This window comes from Pseudomonas guariconensis, assembly GCF_040822035.1.
Taxonomy (GTDB): Bacteria; Pseudomonadota; Gammaproteobacteria; order Pseudomonadales; family Pseudomonadaceae; genus Aquipseudomonas; species Aquipseudomonas guariconensis.
Genome location: NZ_CP162012.1, coordinates 2,861,402 through 2,879,454, shown reverse-complemented (window position 1 = coordinate 2,879,454; position 18,053 = coordinate 2,861,402). Strand labels below are relative to the sequence as shown.

At 64.4% G+C, this 18,053-nt stretch carries 14 protein-coding genes and 1 pseudogene; 6 read left to right on the top strand and 9 right to left on the bottom strand.

What is annotated here, in order from left to right:
* The first annotated feature begins 154 nt into the window (after positions 1 to 154).
* Both thpR and AB1N67_RS13170 read left to right on the top strand, forming a co-directional pair.
* A complete protein-coding gene (gene thpR / locus AB1N67_RS13175) occupies positions 155 to 700 on the top strand; it encodes an RNA 2',3'-cyclic phosphodiesterase (RefSeq protein ID WP_367863040.1) in 546 nt (181 codons plus the stop codon).
* Positions 701 to 848: 148 nt separating this feature from the next.
* The gene (locus AB1N67_RS13170) at positions 849 to 2,048 is read left to right on the top strand and encodes a sugar transporter (RefSeq protein ID WP_367863039.1); all 1,200 of its coding nucleotides are present in this window, start codon (positions 849 to 851) and stop codon (positions 2,046 to 2,048) included.
* A gap of 57 nt (positions 2,049 to 2,105) precedes the next feature.
* Here the strand turns inward: AB1N67_RS13170 and AB1N67_RS13165 are convergent, their stop codons facing one another.
* The gene (locus AB1N67_RS13165) at positions 2,106 to 3,002 is read right to left on the bottom strand and encodes a LysR family transcriptional regulator (RefSeq protein ID WP_367863038.1); all 897 of its coding nucleotides are present in this window, start codon (positions 3,000 to 3,002) and stop codon (positions 2,106 to 2,108) included.
* A gap of 102 nt (positions 3,003 to 3,104) precedes the next feature.
* Between AB1N67_RS13165 and nfsB the strand changes: the two genes are divergently transcribed.
* Complete coding sequence (nfsB, locus tag AB1N67_RS13160; RefSeq protein ID WP_090346469.1) at positions 3,105 to 3,758, top strand: oxygen-insensitive NAD(P)H nitroreductase; 654 nt, start codon at positions 3,105 to 3,107, stop codon at positions 3,756 to 3,758.
* A gap of 9 nt (positions 3,759 to 3,767) precedes the next feature.
* Here nfsB and AB1N67_RS13155 read toward each other — a convergent pair whose 3' ends face one another.
* From AB1N67_RS13155 to AB1N67_RS13145, 3 genes are all read right to left on the bottom strand, one after another.
* A complete protein-coding gene (locus AB1N67_RS13155) occupies positions 3,768 to 5,228 on the bottom strand; it encodes an MFS transporter (RefSeq protein WP_367863037.1) in 1,461 nt (486 codons plus the stop codon).
* A gap of 147 nt (positions 5,229 to 5,375) precedes the next feature.
* Positions 5,376 to 6,530 (bottom strand): aminotransferase class V-fold PLP-dependent enzyme, encoded by a 1,155-nt coding sequence (locus AB1N67_RS13150; RefSeq protein ID WP_336202911.1) that lies wholly within the window; start codon positions 6,528 to 6,530, stop codon positions 5,376 to 5,378.
* 185 nt (positions 6,531 to 6,715) lie between these two features.
* Positions 6,716 to 7,642 carry a LysR family transcriptional regulator gene (locus AB1N67_RS13145; RefSeq protein ID WP_043211632.1) on the bottom strand — a complete coding sequence of 309 codons (927 nt, stop codon included), beginning with the start codon at positions 7,640 to 7,642 and terminating at the stop codon, positions 6,716 to 6,718.
* Positions 7,643 to 7,781: 139 nt separating this feature from the next.
* Between AB1N67_RS13145 and AB1N67_RS13140 the strand changes: the two genes are divergently transcribed.
* A complete protein-coding gene (locus AB1N67_RS13140) occupies positions 7,782 to 9,011 on the top strand; it encodes an acyl-CoA dehydrogenase (RefSeq protein ID WP_043211633.1) in 1,230 nt (409 codons plus the stop codon).
* 31 nt (positions 9,012 to 9,042) lie between these two features.
* Here the strand turns inward: AB1N67_RS13140 and AB1N67_RS13135 are convergent, their stop codons facing one another.
* From AB1N67_RS13135 to AB1N67_RS13120, 4 genes are all read right to left on the bottom strand, one after another.
* Positions 9,043 to 10,092: a TerC family protein gene (locus AB1N67_RS13135; protein WP_354391897.1), complete on the bottom strand. Its 1,050-nt coding sequence runs from the start codon at positions 10,090 to 10,092 to the stop codon at positions 9,043 to 9,045.
* A 163-nt stretch (positions 10,093 to 10,255) separates the two neighbouring features.
* The gene (locus tag AB1N67_RS13130) at positions 10,256 to 11,563 is read right to left on the bottom strand and encodes a phosphate ABC transporter substrate-binding/OmpA family protein (protein ID WP_332772212.1); all 1,308 of its coding nucleotides are present in this window, start codon (positions 11,561 to 11,563) and stop codon (positions 10,256 to 10,258) included.
* A 92-nt stretch (positions 11,564 to 11,655) separates the two neighbouring features.
* Positions 11,656 to 12,261, bottom strand: a complete 606-nt coding sequence (locus tag AB1N67_RS13125; protein ID WP_043211635.1) for a cupin domain-containing protein — start codon at positions 12,259 to 12,261, stop codon at positions 11,656 to 11,658.
* A gap of 40 nt (positions 12,262 to 12,301) precedes the next feature.
* Positions 12,302 to 14,254 (bottom strand): FAD-dependent oxidoreductase, encoded by a 1,953-nt coding sequence (locus tag AB1N67_RS13120; RefSeq protein WP_367863036.1) that lies wholly within the window; start codon positions 14,252 to 14,254, stop codon positions 12,302 to 12,304.
* A 189-nt stretch (positions 14,255 to 14,443) separates the two neighbouring features.
* On the opposite strand from AB1N67_RS13120, the gene AB1N67_RS13115 reads away from it, so the two are divergent.
* Complete coding sequence (locus AB1N67_RS13115) at positions 14,444 to 15,487, top strand: ABC transporter substrate-binding protein (protein ID WP_102081882.1); 1,044 nt, start codon at positions 14,444 to 14,446, stop codon at positions 15,485 to 15,487.
* Positions 15,488 to 15,523: 36 nt separating this feature from the next.
* The gene (locus tag AB1N67_RS13110) at positions 15,524 to 16,342 is read left to right on the top strand and encodes a class II aldolase/adducin family protein (RefSeq protein ID WP_269475539.1); all 819 of its coding nucleotides are present in this window, start codon (positions 15,524 to 15,526) and stop codon (positions 16,340 to 16,342) included.
* Between the two features lie 79 nt (positions 16,343 to 16,421).
* On the opposite strand, the pseudogene AB1N67_RS13105 reads toward AB1N67_RS13110, so the two are convergent.
* A pseudogene (locus AB1N67_RS13105) lies at positions 16,422 to 17,832 on the bottom strand (cytosine permease); the annotation flags it as partial.
* Positions 17,833 to 18,053 lie beyond the last annotated feature (221 nt).

Sequence of the window (18,053 nt, the reverse complement as noted above, 5' to 3'; positions counted from 1 at the left end):
AGATGGCCATGCTTCGTGGCTTGAGCCCGCCAGCATAAACAATCATGCGTCGGCTTTATAGAATTAATCTCACATTGCCAGGCAGACATTCGTACGATAAGCCCCGTTCGTGCCGTGTGCCCCGGCCTAGACCTTTTCCAGGAGGGAATGACCAATGGCATTCGTCGAACGCGACAAGGGCCAGCCCTTCAAGCGCCTGTTCTTCGCTCTGACGGTCAGCGATGCCCAGCGCCGCGCCATTGCCCAATGGCGGCGCGCGCTGGCGCTGCGCAGTGGCAAGCCGGTGCCGGCGCAGAACTTTCACCTGACATTGTTGTTTCTGGGCGATGTGGATGTCGCCCAGGTGCCCGCCCTGTGCGCCGCCGTGGATCAGCTCAAGCGTCCAGAGACGCCGATACGTCTGGTGCTGGATCGTCTACAAGTGTGGCATCGCGCCAGTGTCTTGGCCCTTGAGCCCCAGCAGACGCCTCCGGCCTTGGGTCAGTTGGTCTACGCCCTGCAACAGGCAGCCTTGCCGTTGGGCGTCGCCGAGCAGACCCGCGAGTACCGGCCACACCTGACGCTGTCCCGCGATTTTCGCGCCCAGGTGCCGGAGTCTCCCACGGCGCCGGAGTTTTTCCTTGCCGCGCGCTCGTTCGTGCTCTACGAGTCGCGCAAGGGCGCCTATTGGCCACTGGCCGAGTGGCCTTTGGAAGGCTGAGGCCAGCACAGGCTTCATGGTTGTGAGGCAGGGGCTTGACGCGTACCATGCCGAGCATTCCTTTCAATAACAAACCGCACGGCACTGGCCAGCATCGGCACGTGGCGTGTGGCTTTTCGTCTTGCCTGCGGAGATCAACAACCCATCCATGAACGGACCTACTCCAAGCGTCTTGCCCACCACCGCGCAAAGCGGCAGCTGGCTCAGTGTCATCGCCCTGGCGCTGGCGGCCTTCATCTTCAATACCACCGAGTTCGTACCGGTGGCGCTGCTCAGCGACATTGGCCACAGCTTCGACATGAGCACCGCCCAGGTCGGTCTGATGCTCACCATCTATGCCTGGGTAGTGGCGCTGGCCTCGTTGCCCATGATGCTGATCACCCGCAACATCGAGCGTCGGCGCCTGCTGTTGTTCGTCTTTCTGGTGTTCATCGTCAGCCACCTGTTGTCGTGGCTGTCCCAGAGCTTCGCCATGCTGCTGGTCAGCCGTATCGGCATTGCCCTGTCCCATGCGGTGTTCTGGGCCATCACCGCGTCGCTGGCGGTGCGCGTGGCCCCCCCAGGCCAGCAGGCCAAGGCCCTGGGCCTGTTGGCCACCGGTACCACCTTGGCCATGGTCATGGGCATTCCGCTGGGACGCGTGGTGGGCGAGGCTTTGGGCTGGCGGGTGACCTTCCTCAGCATTGCCGGTGTGGCACTGGCCATCTTGCTGTGCCTGGTGAAGTCGCTGCCGCTGCTGCCGAGCCAGAACTCCGGTTCCCTGCGCAGCCTGCCGATCCTGTTCAAACGCCCGGCACTGGTGATCACCTACCTGCTGGTGACGTTGGTGATCACCGCGCAGTTCACCGCCTACAGCTACATCGAGCCGTTTGCCTTGCACGTGGCGCAGATCGGCGGCGAGCGCACGACGCTGTTGCTGCTGCTGTTCGGCGGGGCCGGGGTATTCGGGTCGCTGTTGTTCAGCCGCTACAGCGACCGCTTCCCCCATGGGTTCCTGGTGGCGGCCATCGCATCCCTGGCCGCGTGCCTGCTGCTGTTGCTGCCTCTGTCGGGCAATTTCTATGTGTTCGCGGCCTTGAGCATGGTCTGGGGCGTTGCGATCCTGAGCTTCAGCCTGTCGTTGCAATCGAAGACTCTGAAGCTGGCGTCGGACGCCACCGATGTGGCCATGGCGCTGTTCTCGGGGATCTACAACATCGGCATCGGCGGTGGTGCCCTGCTGGGGAGTATCGTCAGCAGCCAACTGGATGTGGCGTACATCGGCGTGGTCGGTGGCAGCGTTGCGGTGGTGGGGCTGGTGCTGGCGGCGGCGAGTACGGCGCGGTTTCGCCAGGCGTTAGGCAAGTAGACGCAGGCGCTCTTGAATCCGGCGGCGAAGCAGACGGTGCTGAGCAGGCTGATCGCATCAAGTGTCGTCGGGCTGCAACGCCGCGAAGCGCTCGCGTAGCCACAGATGCAACTGCGAAACCGCAGGCGACAATTGCTTGCGGTGGGGGCACACCAGAGTCACAGGTGTGGGCTCGCCGGGGTGCTCGGGCATCAGGATTTCCAGCTCGCCCGCCGCCACGTTGGCACTCACATCCAGCCATGACTTATAGACGATCCCTTCGCCTTCCAGAGCCCAGCGCCGCACCACGTCGGCATCGTCGCTGAACAGTGGGCCGCGTACCTGTACGGTGCGGCTGCCCAAGCGCCATTTGTCGTAGACCCGCCCCAGTTGCAAGTAGAGCAGGCAGGCATGCTGCTGGAGCTCTTCGGGCGTGCGCGGACGGCCGTGGCGGGCCAGGTAGTCAGGGGAGGCCACCAGGACCCGACGGTTCCAGGGCGCCAGGGGCAGGGCAATGTAGTTGGCCTCGGCGTTCAGGCCGTAGCGAATAGCCACATCCACCGGATCGCGGGAAAAGTCGGCGACCTGGTCGGAAAGAAAGAACCGCAGGCTCAGTTCTGTGTGTTCGCGGCGAAACGCACTGAGCCAGGGCAGCAGGATGTTGCGCCCAAGGTCCGAAGGCGCCGACACCTGCAGCACGCCACGCAGGCTGCTGTGTGCGCCGTGCAGGTTGTCGCGCCCTTGGCGCAGGGTGTCCAGCACGCTCTGGGCGGTGGGCAGGTACAGCTCGCCCTCGGCGGTCAGGCGCAGGCTGCGGGTGGTTCGGGCGAACAGGCGCACATCCAGCTCGCGCTCCAGGCGCTTGATCGCTGCCGCCACTTGTCCCGGCAGCAGACCCGCTTCATGGGCGGCGGCGGTGAAGCTGCCCAAGGCGCTGCTACGCACGAACAGTTCGAGATCGGTAAGACGCAGCATTTTCACTCCAGCGATGAAAGTGTTGCTGCATTGTGCGGGTTTTTCTTTTTAACGGGAAAGATAAGATGCGCGACACATCCGTTCTTTTGAGGAGTTGTCTTGATGGATACCGTTGCCCTGGCCAAGCGCCGCTACACCACCAAAGCCTACGATGCCGCTCGCCGCATCCCCCAGGCCACTGTCGATGCGCTGCTCGAACAATTGCGCCACAGCCCGTCGTCGGTCAACTCGCAGCCCTGGCACTTCGTCGTCGCCGACAGCGCCGAGGGCAAGGCGCGCCTGGCGAAGGCCGCTGATGGGCGTTTTGCCTACAACTCGCCAAAAATCCTCGACGCCTCCCATGTGATCGTGTTCTGCACCCGCACCGACATGACCGAAGCGCACCTGAATGCCTTGCTCGAGCAGGAACAGGCCGATGGACGATTCCGCGACGAGCAGGCCCGTGCCGGGCAGGACGCCAGCCGTCGTGGCTATGTGAATCTGCACCGCTTCGACCAGAAGGATCTGCAGCACTGGATGGAGAAGCAGACCTACCTGGCCTTGGGCACCGCGCTGCTCGGCGCCGCTGCCCATGGCCTGGACGCAACGCCTATCGAAGGGTTCGACAGCAAGGTGCTGGATGCGGAACTGGGCCTGCGCGAGCAGGGTTTCACCAGTGTGGTGGTGCTCGCCCTGGGCTATCGCAGCGAGCAGGACTTCAATGCCGGGCTCAACAAGTCGCGTCTGCCGGCTTCCACGGTGTTCACCTTCCTCTGAGCCGAGGGGCTAGTCGTCAGGCTCCTGTGACAGGGGCCTGGCCACATGCTCCAGCGCGCGGCGTTCGGCGGCGATGCCCCAGCGTGCTTGCACCAGCGCGGCGATGATCATCAGGCTTGCGCCGATCAGGTAGCCGTACAACACGTTGATGCGCTCGCCAGTCTCGATCAATGCACCGAACAACGCGGGTCCGATCAAACCGCCCAGCCCGGTGCCGAAGGCATAGAACACGGCGATGGCCAAGGCACGGATTTCCAGGGGAAAGGTCTCGGACACGGTGAGATAGGCGGAGCTGGCGGCGGCGGAGGCGAAAAAGAAAATCACCATCCAGGCTGCCGTTTGCTCCGTGACATCGAGCAGGCCTTGCTCGAACCCATACCCGCTGATGGCCAGCAGCACACCGGATACCAGGTAAGTGGTGCTGATCATCACCCGCCGGCCCAACACATCGAACAGTCGCCCCAGCAGCAACGGCCCGCAGAAATTGCCCAGGGCGAACGGCAGCACGTACCAGCCGATACGCTCGGACGGCACGCCATAGAAATGGGTGAGCACCAGTGCATAGGTGAAGAAAATCGCGTTGTAGAAAAACGCCTGGGCACTGAGCAACGTCAGGCCGACCAAGGCCCGGCGTCGATGGACGACGAACAGGCTGTGCATGACCTCGCCCAAGGGCGTGTAGTCGCGTGTGCGCAGGCGCAAGGGTGGGGTGTCGAGGGATGGCAGTACGACGCCACATCCGCGCAGCTGGTGTTCGATGTCGCTGACGATGCGTTCGGCGCGCTCGGGTTGCCCGTGGACCATCAACCAGCGCGGGCTCTCCGGGATCCATAGGCGCATCAGCAGAATCACCAGGCCCAGCAGCGCACCGATACCGAAGCACAGTCGCCAGCCCAGATCGCCGCCGATCCAGGCCGGATCGAGCAGAATCAGCGCGCCGATCGCACCCAAGGCAGCCCCCAGCCAGAAGGTGCCGTTGATCACCAGATCCACCCAGCCGCGATAGCGCGCGGGGGTGAACTCCTGGATGGTCGAGTTGATGGCGGTGTACTCGCCACCGATGCCGGCCCCGGTGAGAAACCGGAACAGTAGAAAACTTGCCAGGTTCCACGAAAACGCCGTGGCCGCTGTAGCGCCGATGTACAGCGCCAGGGTGACGAAGAACAGCCTGCGCCGGCCCAGGCGGTCGGTCAGCCAGCCGAAGAGCAGGGCTCCGAGCACGGCGCCGGCGATGTAGGCGGCGCCAGCCAGACCGATATCGGTGTTGCTCATGTGCAGCGCCGGGCTGTCTTTGAGGGCTCCTGACACCGAGCCTGCCAGGGTGACTTCCAGGCCGTCCAGCAACCAGGTGATGCCCAGCGCTATCACCAGCAGTGTATGAAAGCGGGTCCAGGGCAGGCGGTCGAGACGGGCGGGAATGTCAGTATGGTAAAGGCGCCCGGTCGAAGAGCAGGGCGAGCGTTGGGTCACCAGAAGGGGCTCCGAGGCTGGCGGTGTGTGCCTGGCAGTGGAGCTCTTTTCAGGGGGCGGAGTTCATTTCAGTTCGCGGGTAAACCCGCCCCAACCTGGTCCGCTGTGCCTGTGGGAGTGGGTTTACCCGCGAACAGGTCGGGACTGTCACCACAAGGCGACAGATGCAGCGTTCACCACCCGCCCGAACACCTCGATGGCCTTGTCCACCTCGGCCTCGCAGGTGAAGCGCCCAAGGCTGATCCGCACGCTGTTGCGTGCCTGGGCTTCGTCCAGACCCAGGCTCAGCAGGACGTGGGAAGCGGCATCGCTCGCCGAGTTGCACGCCGAAGTCGAGGACAGGGCCAGTTCGCTGGCCAATGCCGCGCTGTTGAACCCCTTGGCGTCGATGCACAGGTTCAAGGTATGGGGAATGCGTTGTTGCGGGCAGCCATTGAGGCGCACCCCGGGCAGTGCGAGCAGGCCACGGCGCAGGCGTTCGCTGAGCTGGACGATGCGTTGGTGCTCGCTGTCGCCGGGCCCGCCGGCAAGGGCGAAGGCGCTGCCCATGCCGACGATCTGGTGGGTCGCCAAGGTCCCGGACCGCAGGCCGCGCTCATGGCCGCCGCCGTGCATCTGGGCGCGCAGCACCGGGCGTGCGCGCGGGCCGACGTACAATGCACCGATACCCTTGGGTCCATAGACCTTATGCGCCGAGAACGACATCAGATCGACCGCCTGACGCGCGAGGTCGAGGGCGACCTTGCCCACTGCCTGGGCGGCATCCACGTGCAACAGGGCCCCATGGGCGCGCACGTGTTCGCCGATGGTGGCGAAATCGGTAAGGGTGCCCAGTTCATTGTTCACCGCCATCAGCGACACCAGGCGGGTGTCGTTGCGAAGCGCCGCCTGTACTGCCTGGGGTTGGATCAGCCCGCGTGCATCCGGTGCCAGGCGCGTGACCGTCCAACCGAGACGTTCGAGCTCGGCCACGGTATCGAGCACCGCTTTGTGCTCCAGTTCGCTGGTGATCAGGTGGCCTGGGTGGCCGACGCCTTGGGCAATGCCCTTGAGCGCTAGGTTGTTGGATTCGGTGGCGCCGGAGGTCCAGACCAGGTCGGTCGGGTCTGCGCCTACGCGCTCGGCTACCTGGCGGCGAGCCTGTTCCACGAGCTCGCGGGCGGCCTGGCCATAGACATGGCCGCTGGATGCTGGGTTGCCGAAATGCGCTTGGTGGCCAAGGCAGGTGATCATGGCCTCGATGACGCGGGCATCGACAGGAGTGGTGGCGGCGTAGTCGAAGTAGAGGGGGGCGCTGGGCATGATGGGCGGGTCCGTGCAAGTTGCCGTGAAGTGGCGATCGATGTCCCATCGTACCCAGCGGGCGGAGATGCTTTTTGCCTTGTTGGCCGATTGTGCTCTGGCTTGAGGATCAATTTTTCTCTGGAGTCGATTCGTGTAGGAAAAATTTCTCCAACTAGGGAGCGGGAGGCCTTCCGAGCAGAGCTTCAGGCCGAGAGGGGCTGCTTTTCTTCTTCCGTCGTCACCCGTTCGCACAGGTCGATGATCTGCTCGCGCATCCAGCGGTTGGCCGGGTCCTGGTCGGTGCTTTCGTGCCAGTACAAGTGGGTTTCCAGCGGCGGCACTTCGACCGGCAGCGGCAAGTGGCGCAATTGATGGCGGCGGGCGAAGCGCTCGGGGACGGTCATCACCATGTCGGTCTGTTGCAATACCTGCGAAGCCATCAAGTAATGCTGTGAGCGCAGGGCGATCTTGCGCTGCAGGCCCATTTTGCCCAGGGCCAGGTCCACATAGCCCAGGCCGTTGCGGCGGCTGGAGATGTGGATGTGGGTCAGGGCAAGGTAGCTGTCGAGCGTGAGCTTGCCTTCGATCAGTGGGTGGCCGGGGCGCATTGCGCAAACGAAGCGATCTTGCATGAGCTTGACGTGGCGCACCTGCGGGTCGATGTTCAGCGGGGCGTCCACGGCGAAATCCAGGTGACCGGCGGCCAGTTCCTTGGTGGTCTCGCGCCGTTTGCACAGGAAACTTTCGATCACCAGCGCCGGGGCCAGGCGCCGCAGGCGCTGGAACAACGGCGGCAGGATCACCGCCTCGGTGAGGTCGGTCATGCTGATGCGGAAGGTCTTGTTGGCCTGCTGCGGGTTGAAGGTACGGCTTTCCTGCACCGAGGTGCGCAGCAAGGCCAGGGCGTTGCGCACCGGGCCGATGATGTTCTGCGCCATTGGTGTGGGCACCATGCCTTGGGCGGTGCGCACGAACAGCGGGTCGTTGAAGGTTTCGCGCAGGCGCGAGAGGGCGTTGGACACGGCAGGCTGGGTAATGCCGACGATCTGCCCGGCACGGGTCAGGTTGGCTTCGGTGTAGATGGCATCGAAGACGATGAACAGGTTGAGGTCGACCTTGCTGAGGTTCATGGCGCTGCTCTTTATAGGAATTATCGGTCGATCATATATTGCTTATGAATGTTAATACACGCGGAAAATAGACTAGGTGGATAGCGCCTCGGTGCTCTAGGCTCTGGCTCATGTTCTCAAGCCTGTGAAGGTAGCCCTGATGGATTTCGCCTATTCGCCCAAGGTCCAGGCATTGCGTGAGCGTGTCACGGCATTCATGGACGCCTATGTCTACCCAGCGGAGCCGGTGTTCGAACGCCAGGTCGCCGAGGGCGATCGCTGGCAGCCCACCGCAATCATGGAAGAACTCAAGGCCAAGGCCCGCGCCGAAGGCCTGTGGAACCTCTTCTTACCCGAGTCGGAGTACGGCGCAGGCCTGTCCAACCTCGAATACGCCCCCCTGGCCGAGATCATGGGGCGCTCGCTGCTGGGGCCGGAACCGTTCAATTGCTCGGCGCCCGATACCGGCAACATGGAGGTGCTGGTGCGCTATGGCAGCGAGGCGCAGAAGCGCCAATGGCTGGAGCCGTTGCTGCGCGGCGAGATCCGTTCGGCGTTCGCCATGACCGAGCCGGACGTTGCGTCCTCCGACGCCACCAACATGGCCGCCACGGCCGTGCGCGAGGGTGACCAGTGGGTGATCAACGGGCGCAAGTGGTGGACCTCCGGTGCCTGCGACCCGCGCTGCAAAGTGATGATCTTCATGGGCTTGTCCGACCCGCAAGGGCCGCGTCATCAGCAGCACTCGATGATCTTGGTGCCTACCGACACGCCGGGTGTGAAGATCGTCCGCCCGTTGCCGGTGTTCGGTTACGACGATGCGCCCCATGGCCATGCCGAGGTGCTGTTCGAGAACGTACGGGTGCCGTATGAGAATGTGATCCTGGGCGAGGGCCGTGGCTTCGAGATCGCCCAGGGTCGCCTGGGCCCTGGGCGCATCCACCACTGCATGCGCTCGATCGGTATGGCCGAGCGTGCCCTGGAGCTGATGTGCAAGCGCGCCGTCGAGCGCACGGCGTTCGGCAGACCGCTGGCTCGGTTGGGGGGCAATGTCGACAAGATCGCCGATTCGCGCATGGAGATCGACATGGCGCGGCTGCTGACCCTCAAGGCCGCCTACATGATGGACACCGTCGGCAACAAGGTCGCGCGCAGCGAGATCGCCCAGATCAAGGTGGTGGCGCCGAACGTGGCGTTGAAGGTGATCGACCGGGCGATCCAGATCCACGGCGGGGCCGGTGTCAGTGGCGACTTCCCGCTGGCCTACATGTACGCCATGCAGCGCACCCTGCGCCTGGCCGACGGGCCGGACGAAGTGCATCGGGCAGCGGTGGGCAAGTACGAGATCGGCAAGCATGTGCCCAAGGAGCTACTGCGTAGCGGTCACTGAACTGGGGCCGCTTATGCGGCCCCGAGGCGGGTTATGGACCAGATGGGGGAGAACCGGCGCGCTCGTTTTTTTCTGCAAGGTCCGGGTGGTCTTGCGCCGTGTCGTCATGCCGGTCGCGGGTCTTGAACAGTGACAACAGCACCCCGCCGAGCAGCAAGCCGAACGTCACGCCCAGCGACAGCAAGGCGGGCACCTTGCCCACCAGGCCGTGGTAGAAGATCTTGCAGCCGATGAACACCAGCACCAGCGCCAGGGCGTACTTGAGGTAGACGAAGCGGTGCATCAGCGCCGCCAGGGCGAAGTACAGCGAGCGCAGACCGAGGATGGCGAAGATGTTCGAGGTGTAGACGATGAACGGGTCTTGGGTGATGGCGAAGATCGCCGGGACGCTGTCGACGGCGAACACCAGGTCGGCCAACTCGATCAGCACCAGTGCCAGGAACAGCGGCGTCGCATGGCGCACGGCGGTGTGCTGCCCGGGCGGGGTGAGGTGCACGAAGAAGTGTGCGCCGTGGACCTGGTCGGTGACCCGCATGTGCCGACGTACGAAGCGTAGCACCGGGTTGTTGGCAAGGTCCGGGTGGCTTTCCTGCCGAGCCAAAGCCATCTTTACACCCGTGAACAGCAGGAAGGCGCCGAACAGGTAGAGCACCCAGGCAAAGTGCTGCACCAGCGCCGCACCTACGCCGATCATGATCGCCCTCAGGACCACCACGCCGAGAATGCCCCAGAACAGTACCCGGTGCTGGTAACGGCGGGGAATGGCGAAGAAACCGAAGATCATGGCCATGACGAACACGTTGTCCATCGATAGCGATTGTTCGACCAGGAACCCCGTGTAGAACTCCAGCGCCGACTGCGCGCCCAGCTCGTACCAGACCCACGCGCCGAACAACACGCCGACACTGAAATAGCCGGCGTACAGCAGCAGGCTCTCGCGCATTTCGATCTCGCGGTTCTTGCGGTGGAGCACGCCAAGGTCCAGGACCAGCAGGCCGATGACGATAGCGATGAAGACCAGCCACAGCCAGGCGCTGGTGCCGAGGAACGGGGTGGTGAGGAATGTGTGCAGAGCCATCATGAGCCCCTCCTTTAATGTCGACGTTGCATGGCAACAGTGATCCGACATGGCGGCTGGGTAGCCGTCAGAGGGGCCCGGTATCACATAGGCTTGAGCGTAGTACCGATCGGTGAGCCTGCCGAATGGCGCGCTGTTACATTTCTTTGCGAGGCTGCCCAGTCCTTCAGTACACCCACACTTCCACCCGTCGATTGCGCAGCCGCCCTTGTTCCTGGTCGTTGTCGGCCACAGGCAATTCGTCGCCCATGCCGGTCACTTCCTTGGTTTCCACGCCATCGCGGGCGAGCTCGCGGCGCACCGCCATGGCCCGCAGGCGCGAGAGCAGGGCGGCGCGGCCCTGGGTTTCCTTGGGGTCGCCAAACCCCACCAGTACCACCTGGTGCTGCAGCTTGCCGGCCTGGCGCAGGTAGTCTGCGACCCGGCGTACGTCGCGCAGCGCCTTGTTGTCCAGGTTGGCGCTGCCGGGCTGGAAGCGAAAGTTCACGGTCAGGCGCCGGGCCTCGGCGGCCAGGGTCCGATAGCGTGGCGGCATGTCGGCCTGGGCGGGTACGGGCAGGGCTTTGACCTGCTGGGCCACGAAGCCTTGGCGGGCGACGATGGCCTGCCCGGCGGGGGTTTGGGTGTACTCGGCCAGGGCGACCGCCAAAGGGGCGGCGCGAGCAGGCAGGTAGAAGAACAAGCGGCGCGACAGCGGATAATCCTCGCTGGCGACCAGCGTTGGGGTAGGCAGCATGGCTGGCGCGTCGCCTTCGGCGATGGCCAGCACCTTGGCGCCATGCACGGCGGCCAGGCTGCTGAAACCGATGGCCTGGCGGTCAGCCTTGACCCGCTCGGCCAGCGCTTCGCTGGATTCGAAACGTTGCGCCTGACCGGCCAGCGTCTGCTGGCGTGGCTCCAGCACCAGAGCCTTGAAGGTTTCGAACGTGCCGGAGCGATCGTCACGGGCATACAGACGGATCTCCCCGCCGGGCACGCCGAGCTGTTCCCAGCGTCGTACCTGGCCGCAGAACACTTGGGCCAATTGCGCGGTGGTCAGTTGGGCCAGCGGATTGTCCGGGTGAACGATTACCGCCACTGCGTCCAGTCCGATGACCTGTTCGGCGCCTTTGCCGCGAAGATCGCCTAGTGCCTGAAGACGCCGGGCTTCGTCGTCGGTGATGGGGCGGGACGCGGCCGCCAGGTCCGCTTGGCCATCGCCCAGGGCTGTGAAGCCGGTGCTCGAGCCGTGGGCGGCGATGGTGATGCGCAAAGGCTGGCCCTGGGCATCGAGTGCGTTGATTTCGGTTTCGTTGGCTTGGCGGCTCGGGGTTTGGGTGACCGCAGTGGCACCTTGGGCCGCCAGCAGGCCTTGGATGAGCGCGGGTGTCAGGGCGGCGCCGATGGTATTGGAGCCCTGGATGCGCAGTTGCGCGGGCCCTGCGAGGGCCCACAAGGGGAACAGACAGCACAGCAAGGCGAACAGGCGAGGCATGCCGGAGACCTGTGGCATAAAGATGCGCTGCAGATTACGACAGTGGCGTGACCGGGAGATGACAGGGCGTGAGGCTGAGAAAAGGGGCCCGATCAGAATGTCGGCGGCGTGATCACCCAGATCACCACGGCATCCACTGCTCCGGGATTGCCATAACGATGGGGCTCTTGGCTCGAGAAACTGAAGCTGTCCCCTTCGTTGAGTTGGAAATACCGCTCGCCGACCCACAGCTCGAAGCTACCGGACAGCAAATAGCCGGCTTCCTCGCCCTCGTGGCTGTAGCTCTGCTGGCTGTAGGTGCCCGGGGGAAAGCGCGAATGGAGGATTTCGAGCTGCCGGTTGGGCTGGGGGGTGAGCAACTGATCGACGATACCGTCCTCGTAATGCACGCTCAGGCGGCTGTTGCGCCGCACCACGTAGCCTTGGTCCTCAGGGGCGGTGCTGGCCTCGCTGGCGAAGAACCACTGGATGGTCACGCCCAGGCTGCGGGCAATGTTGAACAGCGCCGGGATCGAGGGATAGGAGAGATTGCGCTCCAGTTGGCTGATGTAGCCGGCGGTCAGTTCGCTTTGCTTGGCCAGCTCGGCGAGGGTCATGCCGCGGCGCTTGCGCAGGCCGCGGATGCGGGTGCCGAGAAACTGCGGGGCCGCGCCGCCGTCTTCGGCGGCGGGCGGCGGCGTCTGGGGTTGCTGGCTCATGCACGTCGGTCCATCGGGAAAGCCAGAAGTATGACCAGCCTCAGAGCGCCCAGGCAACCGTCAGGCCGTCGTGGATCGCTTCTTCGACGGTGCGCGGTGCCAGGCAGTCGCCGATGCGCCGCACCTGAACCAAACCGGCCAGTTCCTCGGCCAATGTGTCCACCGGTTGATGGCCCAGGCACAGGACCAGGGTGTCGATCTCTTCGAAGATCATCGGTTCGCCACTGGCGGTGTGCAGCAGGTAGACGGTGTTGTCGTCGCAGCCGTACAGCCGGGCATAGGGGGTGATGGGGATGCCCAGGCGGTGCAGCTCGCCGGCCATCTGGTCGCGCACGTACAGCGGCAAGCTCTCGCCACAGTGGGTGCCATTGACTGCCAGCTGCACCTGATGGCCTTCGCGCACCAGGCGCTCGGCGATGCCGGGGCCGATCCAGTCGCTGCGCCAGTCCACCACCAGCACCGAGCGTCCCAGGGTGGCCTGGTTGCGCAGCACCTGCCAGGCATCGACCACCTGCAAGTCGCCACTGCGTTCGAATTCGGGCCAGTACGGGCGGGCGCCGGTGGCGGCGATCACCACATCGGGACGTTCGCGTTCGACCAAGGCCCGGTCGACGCGGGTGTTGCGCACCACGCGCACGCCGGCCAGTTCCATCTCCCGTTGCAGGTTGGTGCTGGCGCCGCCGAACTCGCTGCGACGCGGCAGCAGCTGGGCCAATTGCACCTGGCCACCCAACTGTGGGCCGGCCTCGTACAGGGTCACCTCATGACCGCGCGCCGCTGCGACCGCCGCGGCTTTCATGCCGGCCGGGCCGCCGCCTGCGATCATCACGCGCTTGGGCGCCTGGGTGGGGATGAGCGTGCCGTATTGCAGTTCGCGGCCGGTCTCTGGACGCTGGATGCAAGAGATCGGCAGGCCGCGATGGAAATGGCCGATACAGGCCTGGTTGCAGGCGATGCAGGCGCGCACGTCCTCAACCTGACCACGTTCGGTCTTCGATGGCATCTGCGGGTCGCAGATCAGCGCGCGGGTCATGCCGCAGACGTCGGCCTGACCGCGGGCCAGGATCAACTCGGCCTCCTGGGGCTGGTTGATGCGTCCGGTGACGAACAGCGGGATGTCCAGGCGCGCCTTGAACGTGCCGGCTTCGCGGGCGAGATACGCAGGCTCGATGGCCATGGGCGGAACGATATGCACCGCACCGCCTTGTGAGGCGGAGGTGCCGGCGACGATGTGCAGGTAGTCGATCTCGCCCTGCAGGGCCTGGGCAGCCACCAGGGATTCGTCCTCGGTCAGGCCTTCGGGGTCGCGCTCGTCGGCGCTGATGCGCAGGCCTACGATGAATTGCTCGTCGGTGGCTGCGCGCACGGCGCTCAGCACTTCACGCACAAAGCGCAGGCGTTGCTCGAGGCCGCCGTTGTAGCCGTCGGTGCGGCGATTGACCCGCGGATTGAGGAACTGCGCCGGCAGGTAGCCATGACTGGCTACCACTTCCACGCCGTCGAGCCCGGCCTGATGCAGGCGGCGGGCGGCACTGGCGTAGCCCTGGATGATCTCGTCGATCATCGCCTGGTCCAGCGCCCGAGGCATCACCCGAAAACGCTCGTTGGGCACCGCCGAGGCCGAGTAGGCCACTGCCAGCAGGCCATCGGCGGTTTCCATGATCTCGCGCCCGGGGTGGAACAACTGTGACAGCACGACGGTGCCGTGGGCGTGGCAGTCCTCGGCCAGACGGCGATAGCCGTCGATGCAGGCATCGTCGGTGGCCATCAGCACATGGGAGGTGTAGCGGGCGCTGTCGTGAACCCCCGCCACCTGCAGCACGATCAGGCCGGCGCCGCCTTCGGCGCGGGCGCGCTGGTAGGCAATGAGCTTGTCGTTGACCAAGTTGTCGGTGGGCAGGCAGGTGTCATGTCCGGTGGACATGATGCGGTTCTTTAGGCGTTTGCCACGGATCTGCAGCGGTTCGAACAGGTGGGGGAAGGCGGTCGACATGCGCGCAGCTCCGGTCGGTTGTCGTTCTTGTTTTTTCCATGAAAGTGTAGCGCCAGTAAAAAATCAACTTGTTTTTTTACTGGCTGGCGTCTAGCGTTCCCTCGACCCCTCGCTCAGGGGCATCCCTCACAACAACAAGAAAGCGGAGCCTGCGCTGCACCGGCCAGGCACCGGCAGGAGGAACCACCGATGCAAGCATTTCCCCGCAGGACCGGATTGTGCGCAGTGCTTCTGGCCTTGGGCCTGGGCAGTGCGCAGGCGGCGCCGCAGATGGTCGTGGTCGGCTATGGCGGCGCGGGCCAGAAAGCCCAGGACGTGGCGATCTTCCAGCCTTTCAGCGCCCAGGATGGCAGCAAGCTGATCCAGAGCGAGTACAACGGCGAGATGGCCCGGATCCAGGTGATGGCCGATACCGGGAATGTCGATTGGGACGTGGTGCAGATCGAAGGCCCGGACCTCATGCGCGGCTGTGACGAAGGCATCTACGAGCGCCTGGACTGGCAACAGATGGGCCATGCCGCCGAGCTGATCCCGGACGCGGCCCAGGCGTGCGGTTCGGCGGCGCTGGTGTGGAGCGTGGCGATTGCCTATGACCGCGACAAGCTGGCCAAGGCGCCCACGTCCTGGGCGGATTTCTGGGATGTGAAGACGTTTCCCGGCAAGCGCGGGCTGCGCAAACGTGCGGTGTACAACCTGGAGTTCGCGCTGCTGGCCGACGGCGTGAAGGTCGAGGACGTCTACAAGGTGCTGTCTACCCCGGCAGGTGTCGAGCGCGCCTTCGCCAAGCTCACCGAACTCAAGCCTTACATCCAATGGTGGGATGCCGGCGCCCAGCCCGCGCAGTGGCTGACAGCAGGCGATGTGGTGATGACCTCCACTTACAGCGGCCGCATCGCCGTCGCTGCCCAGCAGGGCAGTCCGCTGGCGGTGGTGTGGCCGGGTAGTCTGTATGGCATGGATTACTGGGCGATCATCAAGGGCTCCCAGCATGTCGATCAGGCACGGCGTCTGATTGCCTATGCCAACCAGCCAGACACCCAAGTGCGGTATGTGCAGCAGATCCCCTATGGCCCGACCAACACTCAGGCCGCAGCCAGGCTCGATCCTGCGTTGGCCAGCTGGGTGCCGACTTCACCGGAAAACCTAAAGGGCGCGCTGGCGATGAATGTCGAGTTCTGGGTTGACCATGGCGAGGAGCTGGAGCAGCGCTTCAACGCATGGGCCAGCAAGTGAGGTAGATTCAATCCCCAAGGCCGCTTCGCGGCCTTCGTGGGTAAATCGGAGCGCCGAACAGACCTCGGCCTCTCACATTCTCGAACCAGGACAACAACAATGACCCCCTCCGAACGGACCCTGCGCCAGGAACTGGCCGCCTGCTACCGGCTGATCGCGCACTTTCGCATGACCGATCTGATCTTCACCCACATCTCCGTGCGCTTGCCGGGGCCTGAGCATCATTTTCTGATCAACCCCTACGGCCTGCTGTTCGATGAGATCACGGCTTCGAAACTGGTGAAGATCGATTTGCAGGGCAATCCGGTGGAGCCGACGCCCTACCCGGTGAACCCGGCCGGTTTCGTCATCCACAGCGCCATTCACGGCGCCCGCGAGGACGCCCAGTGCGTGTTGCACACCCACACCCGGGCTGGCTGCGCAGTGGCGGCGCTCGAATGCGGCTTGCTGCCGCTCAACCAGATTTCCATGGAGTTCTACGGCCGAGTTGGCTACCACGCCTATGAAGGCATCGCCCTGGACATGGACGAGCAGCAGCGCCTGGTGGCGGACCTGGGCGAGCACTCGGTGATGATCCTGCGCAACCATGGTTTGTTGACTGTCGGCAGCAGCGTGGCCGAGGCCTTCATGCGCATGTACTACCTGGAGAAAGCCTGCGAGATCCAGTTGGCGGCCTTGCAGGCCGGGCAGGTGATCGTGCCGCCGCACGAGGTGTGCGCGCATACCGAGCGCCAGTTCAATGCCCCGGCGCGGCCGTTGAAAGCCGGGGAGTTGTCGGACCCAGACGGCAATGCGTTGGCCTGGCAGGCCTTGCTGCGGTTGCTGGAGCGGGTGGCGCCGGATTATCGCGACTGAGACGCCAGCGCCGGCTCCCAGGGTAGCGCGTCGTTGAGCCGGCGAAGCCTGCAATGGGCTGCACAGCAGCCCAAGGGACGAAGGCGCCGGTGTCAGCGAGCGTCCGGCACGATGATGTGGGCCGGCGCCTGCGCCGCGCGGCCACGGGCGACCCAGTAGTACAGCACGCTCGGCACGACCAGGCCGATCAGCCAGGAGACATCCACGCCGCCTAGGTGGGCGACCATGGGGCCGGTGTACAGCTTGGTGTCGATGAACGGCATCTGCACCAGCACACCGAAGGTGTAGACGATGATCCCAGGCCAGTTCCAGCGGCCATAGCGCCCTTCAGGGTCGGCCAGGGCGGGGATGTCGTAGCGCTCTTTGGTGATGAAGTAGTAATCCACCAGGTTCACCGCGCTCCAGGGCACGAAGAAGGTCAGCAGGAACAGGATGAATGACTTGAACGCGCTCAGGAACGAATGCTGGCCGAGCAGCGCGACCAAGGTCGCGGCACCGACGATAGCCAGGACGAACACCAAGCGCTGCGCTCTGCTGATCTGCAGATGGCCACGGAACCCGCTGATGATGGTGGCGATGCACATGAAGCTGCCATAGGAGTTCAGCGTCGAAATGGTCACCTTGCCGAAGGCGATACTGAAGTACAGCAGGGCCGCGGTAGTGCCTGCGCCGCCCAGGCCGACGATATAGGCCACTTCGTGCCCGGTGAACTGGCCGCCGGCGATGGCGGCGGCGAACACACCGAGGATCATCGAGGCTTGAGCGCCGATCACTGAACCCAGGCCGGCGGCGAGGAAGGTCTTGACCGGCGAAGTGCTGCTGGGCAGGTAGCGCGAGTAATCCGCCACATACGGGCCGAAGGCGATCTGCCAGGAGGCGGCGAGCGAAACGGCCAGCAGGAACGAGGCCCAGGAGAAATGGCGGTTGTCCAGCAACTGGCCGATGTCGGCCAGCATCAGGATGCGGCTGAAGAGGTAGATGAAGGCGATGATCCCCAACACGCTGGCCACGCGCCCGATCCAATGGATCACCCGGTAGCCGGCGAGGGTGGCCAGCACGATCACGCTCGCGAAGATCAGGATGCCGGTGCTGTCGCTGACGCTCATCAATTGGCCGATGGCCTGGCCGGAGAGCACCGTGCCGGTGGCGGTGAAGCCCAGGTACATCAGGCACACCAGCACCATGGGGATGGCCGCGCCATAGACCCCGAACTGTACACGACTGGAAATCATCTGCGGCAGGCCCAGGCGCGGGCCTTGGGCGGCGTGCAAGGCCATCACCGTGCCACCGACCAATTGCCCGATCAACAGGCCGATAAGCGACCAGAACACATCACCGCCGAGCACCACGGCCAGGGCGCCGGTCACGATAGCGGTAATCTGCAGGTTGGCTCCCAGCCAGAGGGTGAACTGGCTGTACACGCGTCCATGGCGTTCAGCTTCGGGGATGTAGTCGATCGAGCGCCGTTCGATCACGGGTTTGTTGGACATGGGCACTCCGCGTACTTGTTTTTGTGGGGGGCGGGCGAGCCATCGGCAAAGACTGGCTGTGTCGAGATATGAGCATGTATAGACAAGTTCGGTCAAGTGAAGCTTGACAGGTAACGAGTGGCGGTTCACACGCTTGCCAGACGCTTCGCTTGATCGACTGTTGCGCAAGGTCGGTACCCAACTGTGCTGGTCGGTGAAAAAAGAATGGCCTTATGCTGTAA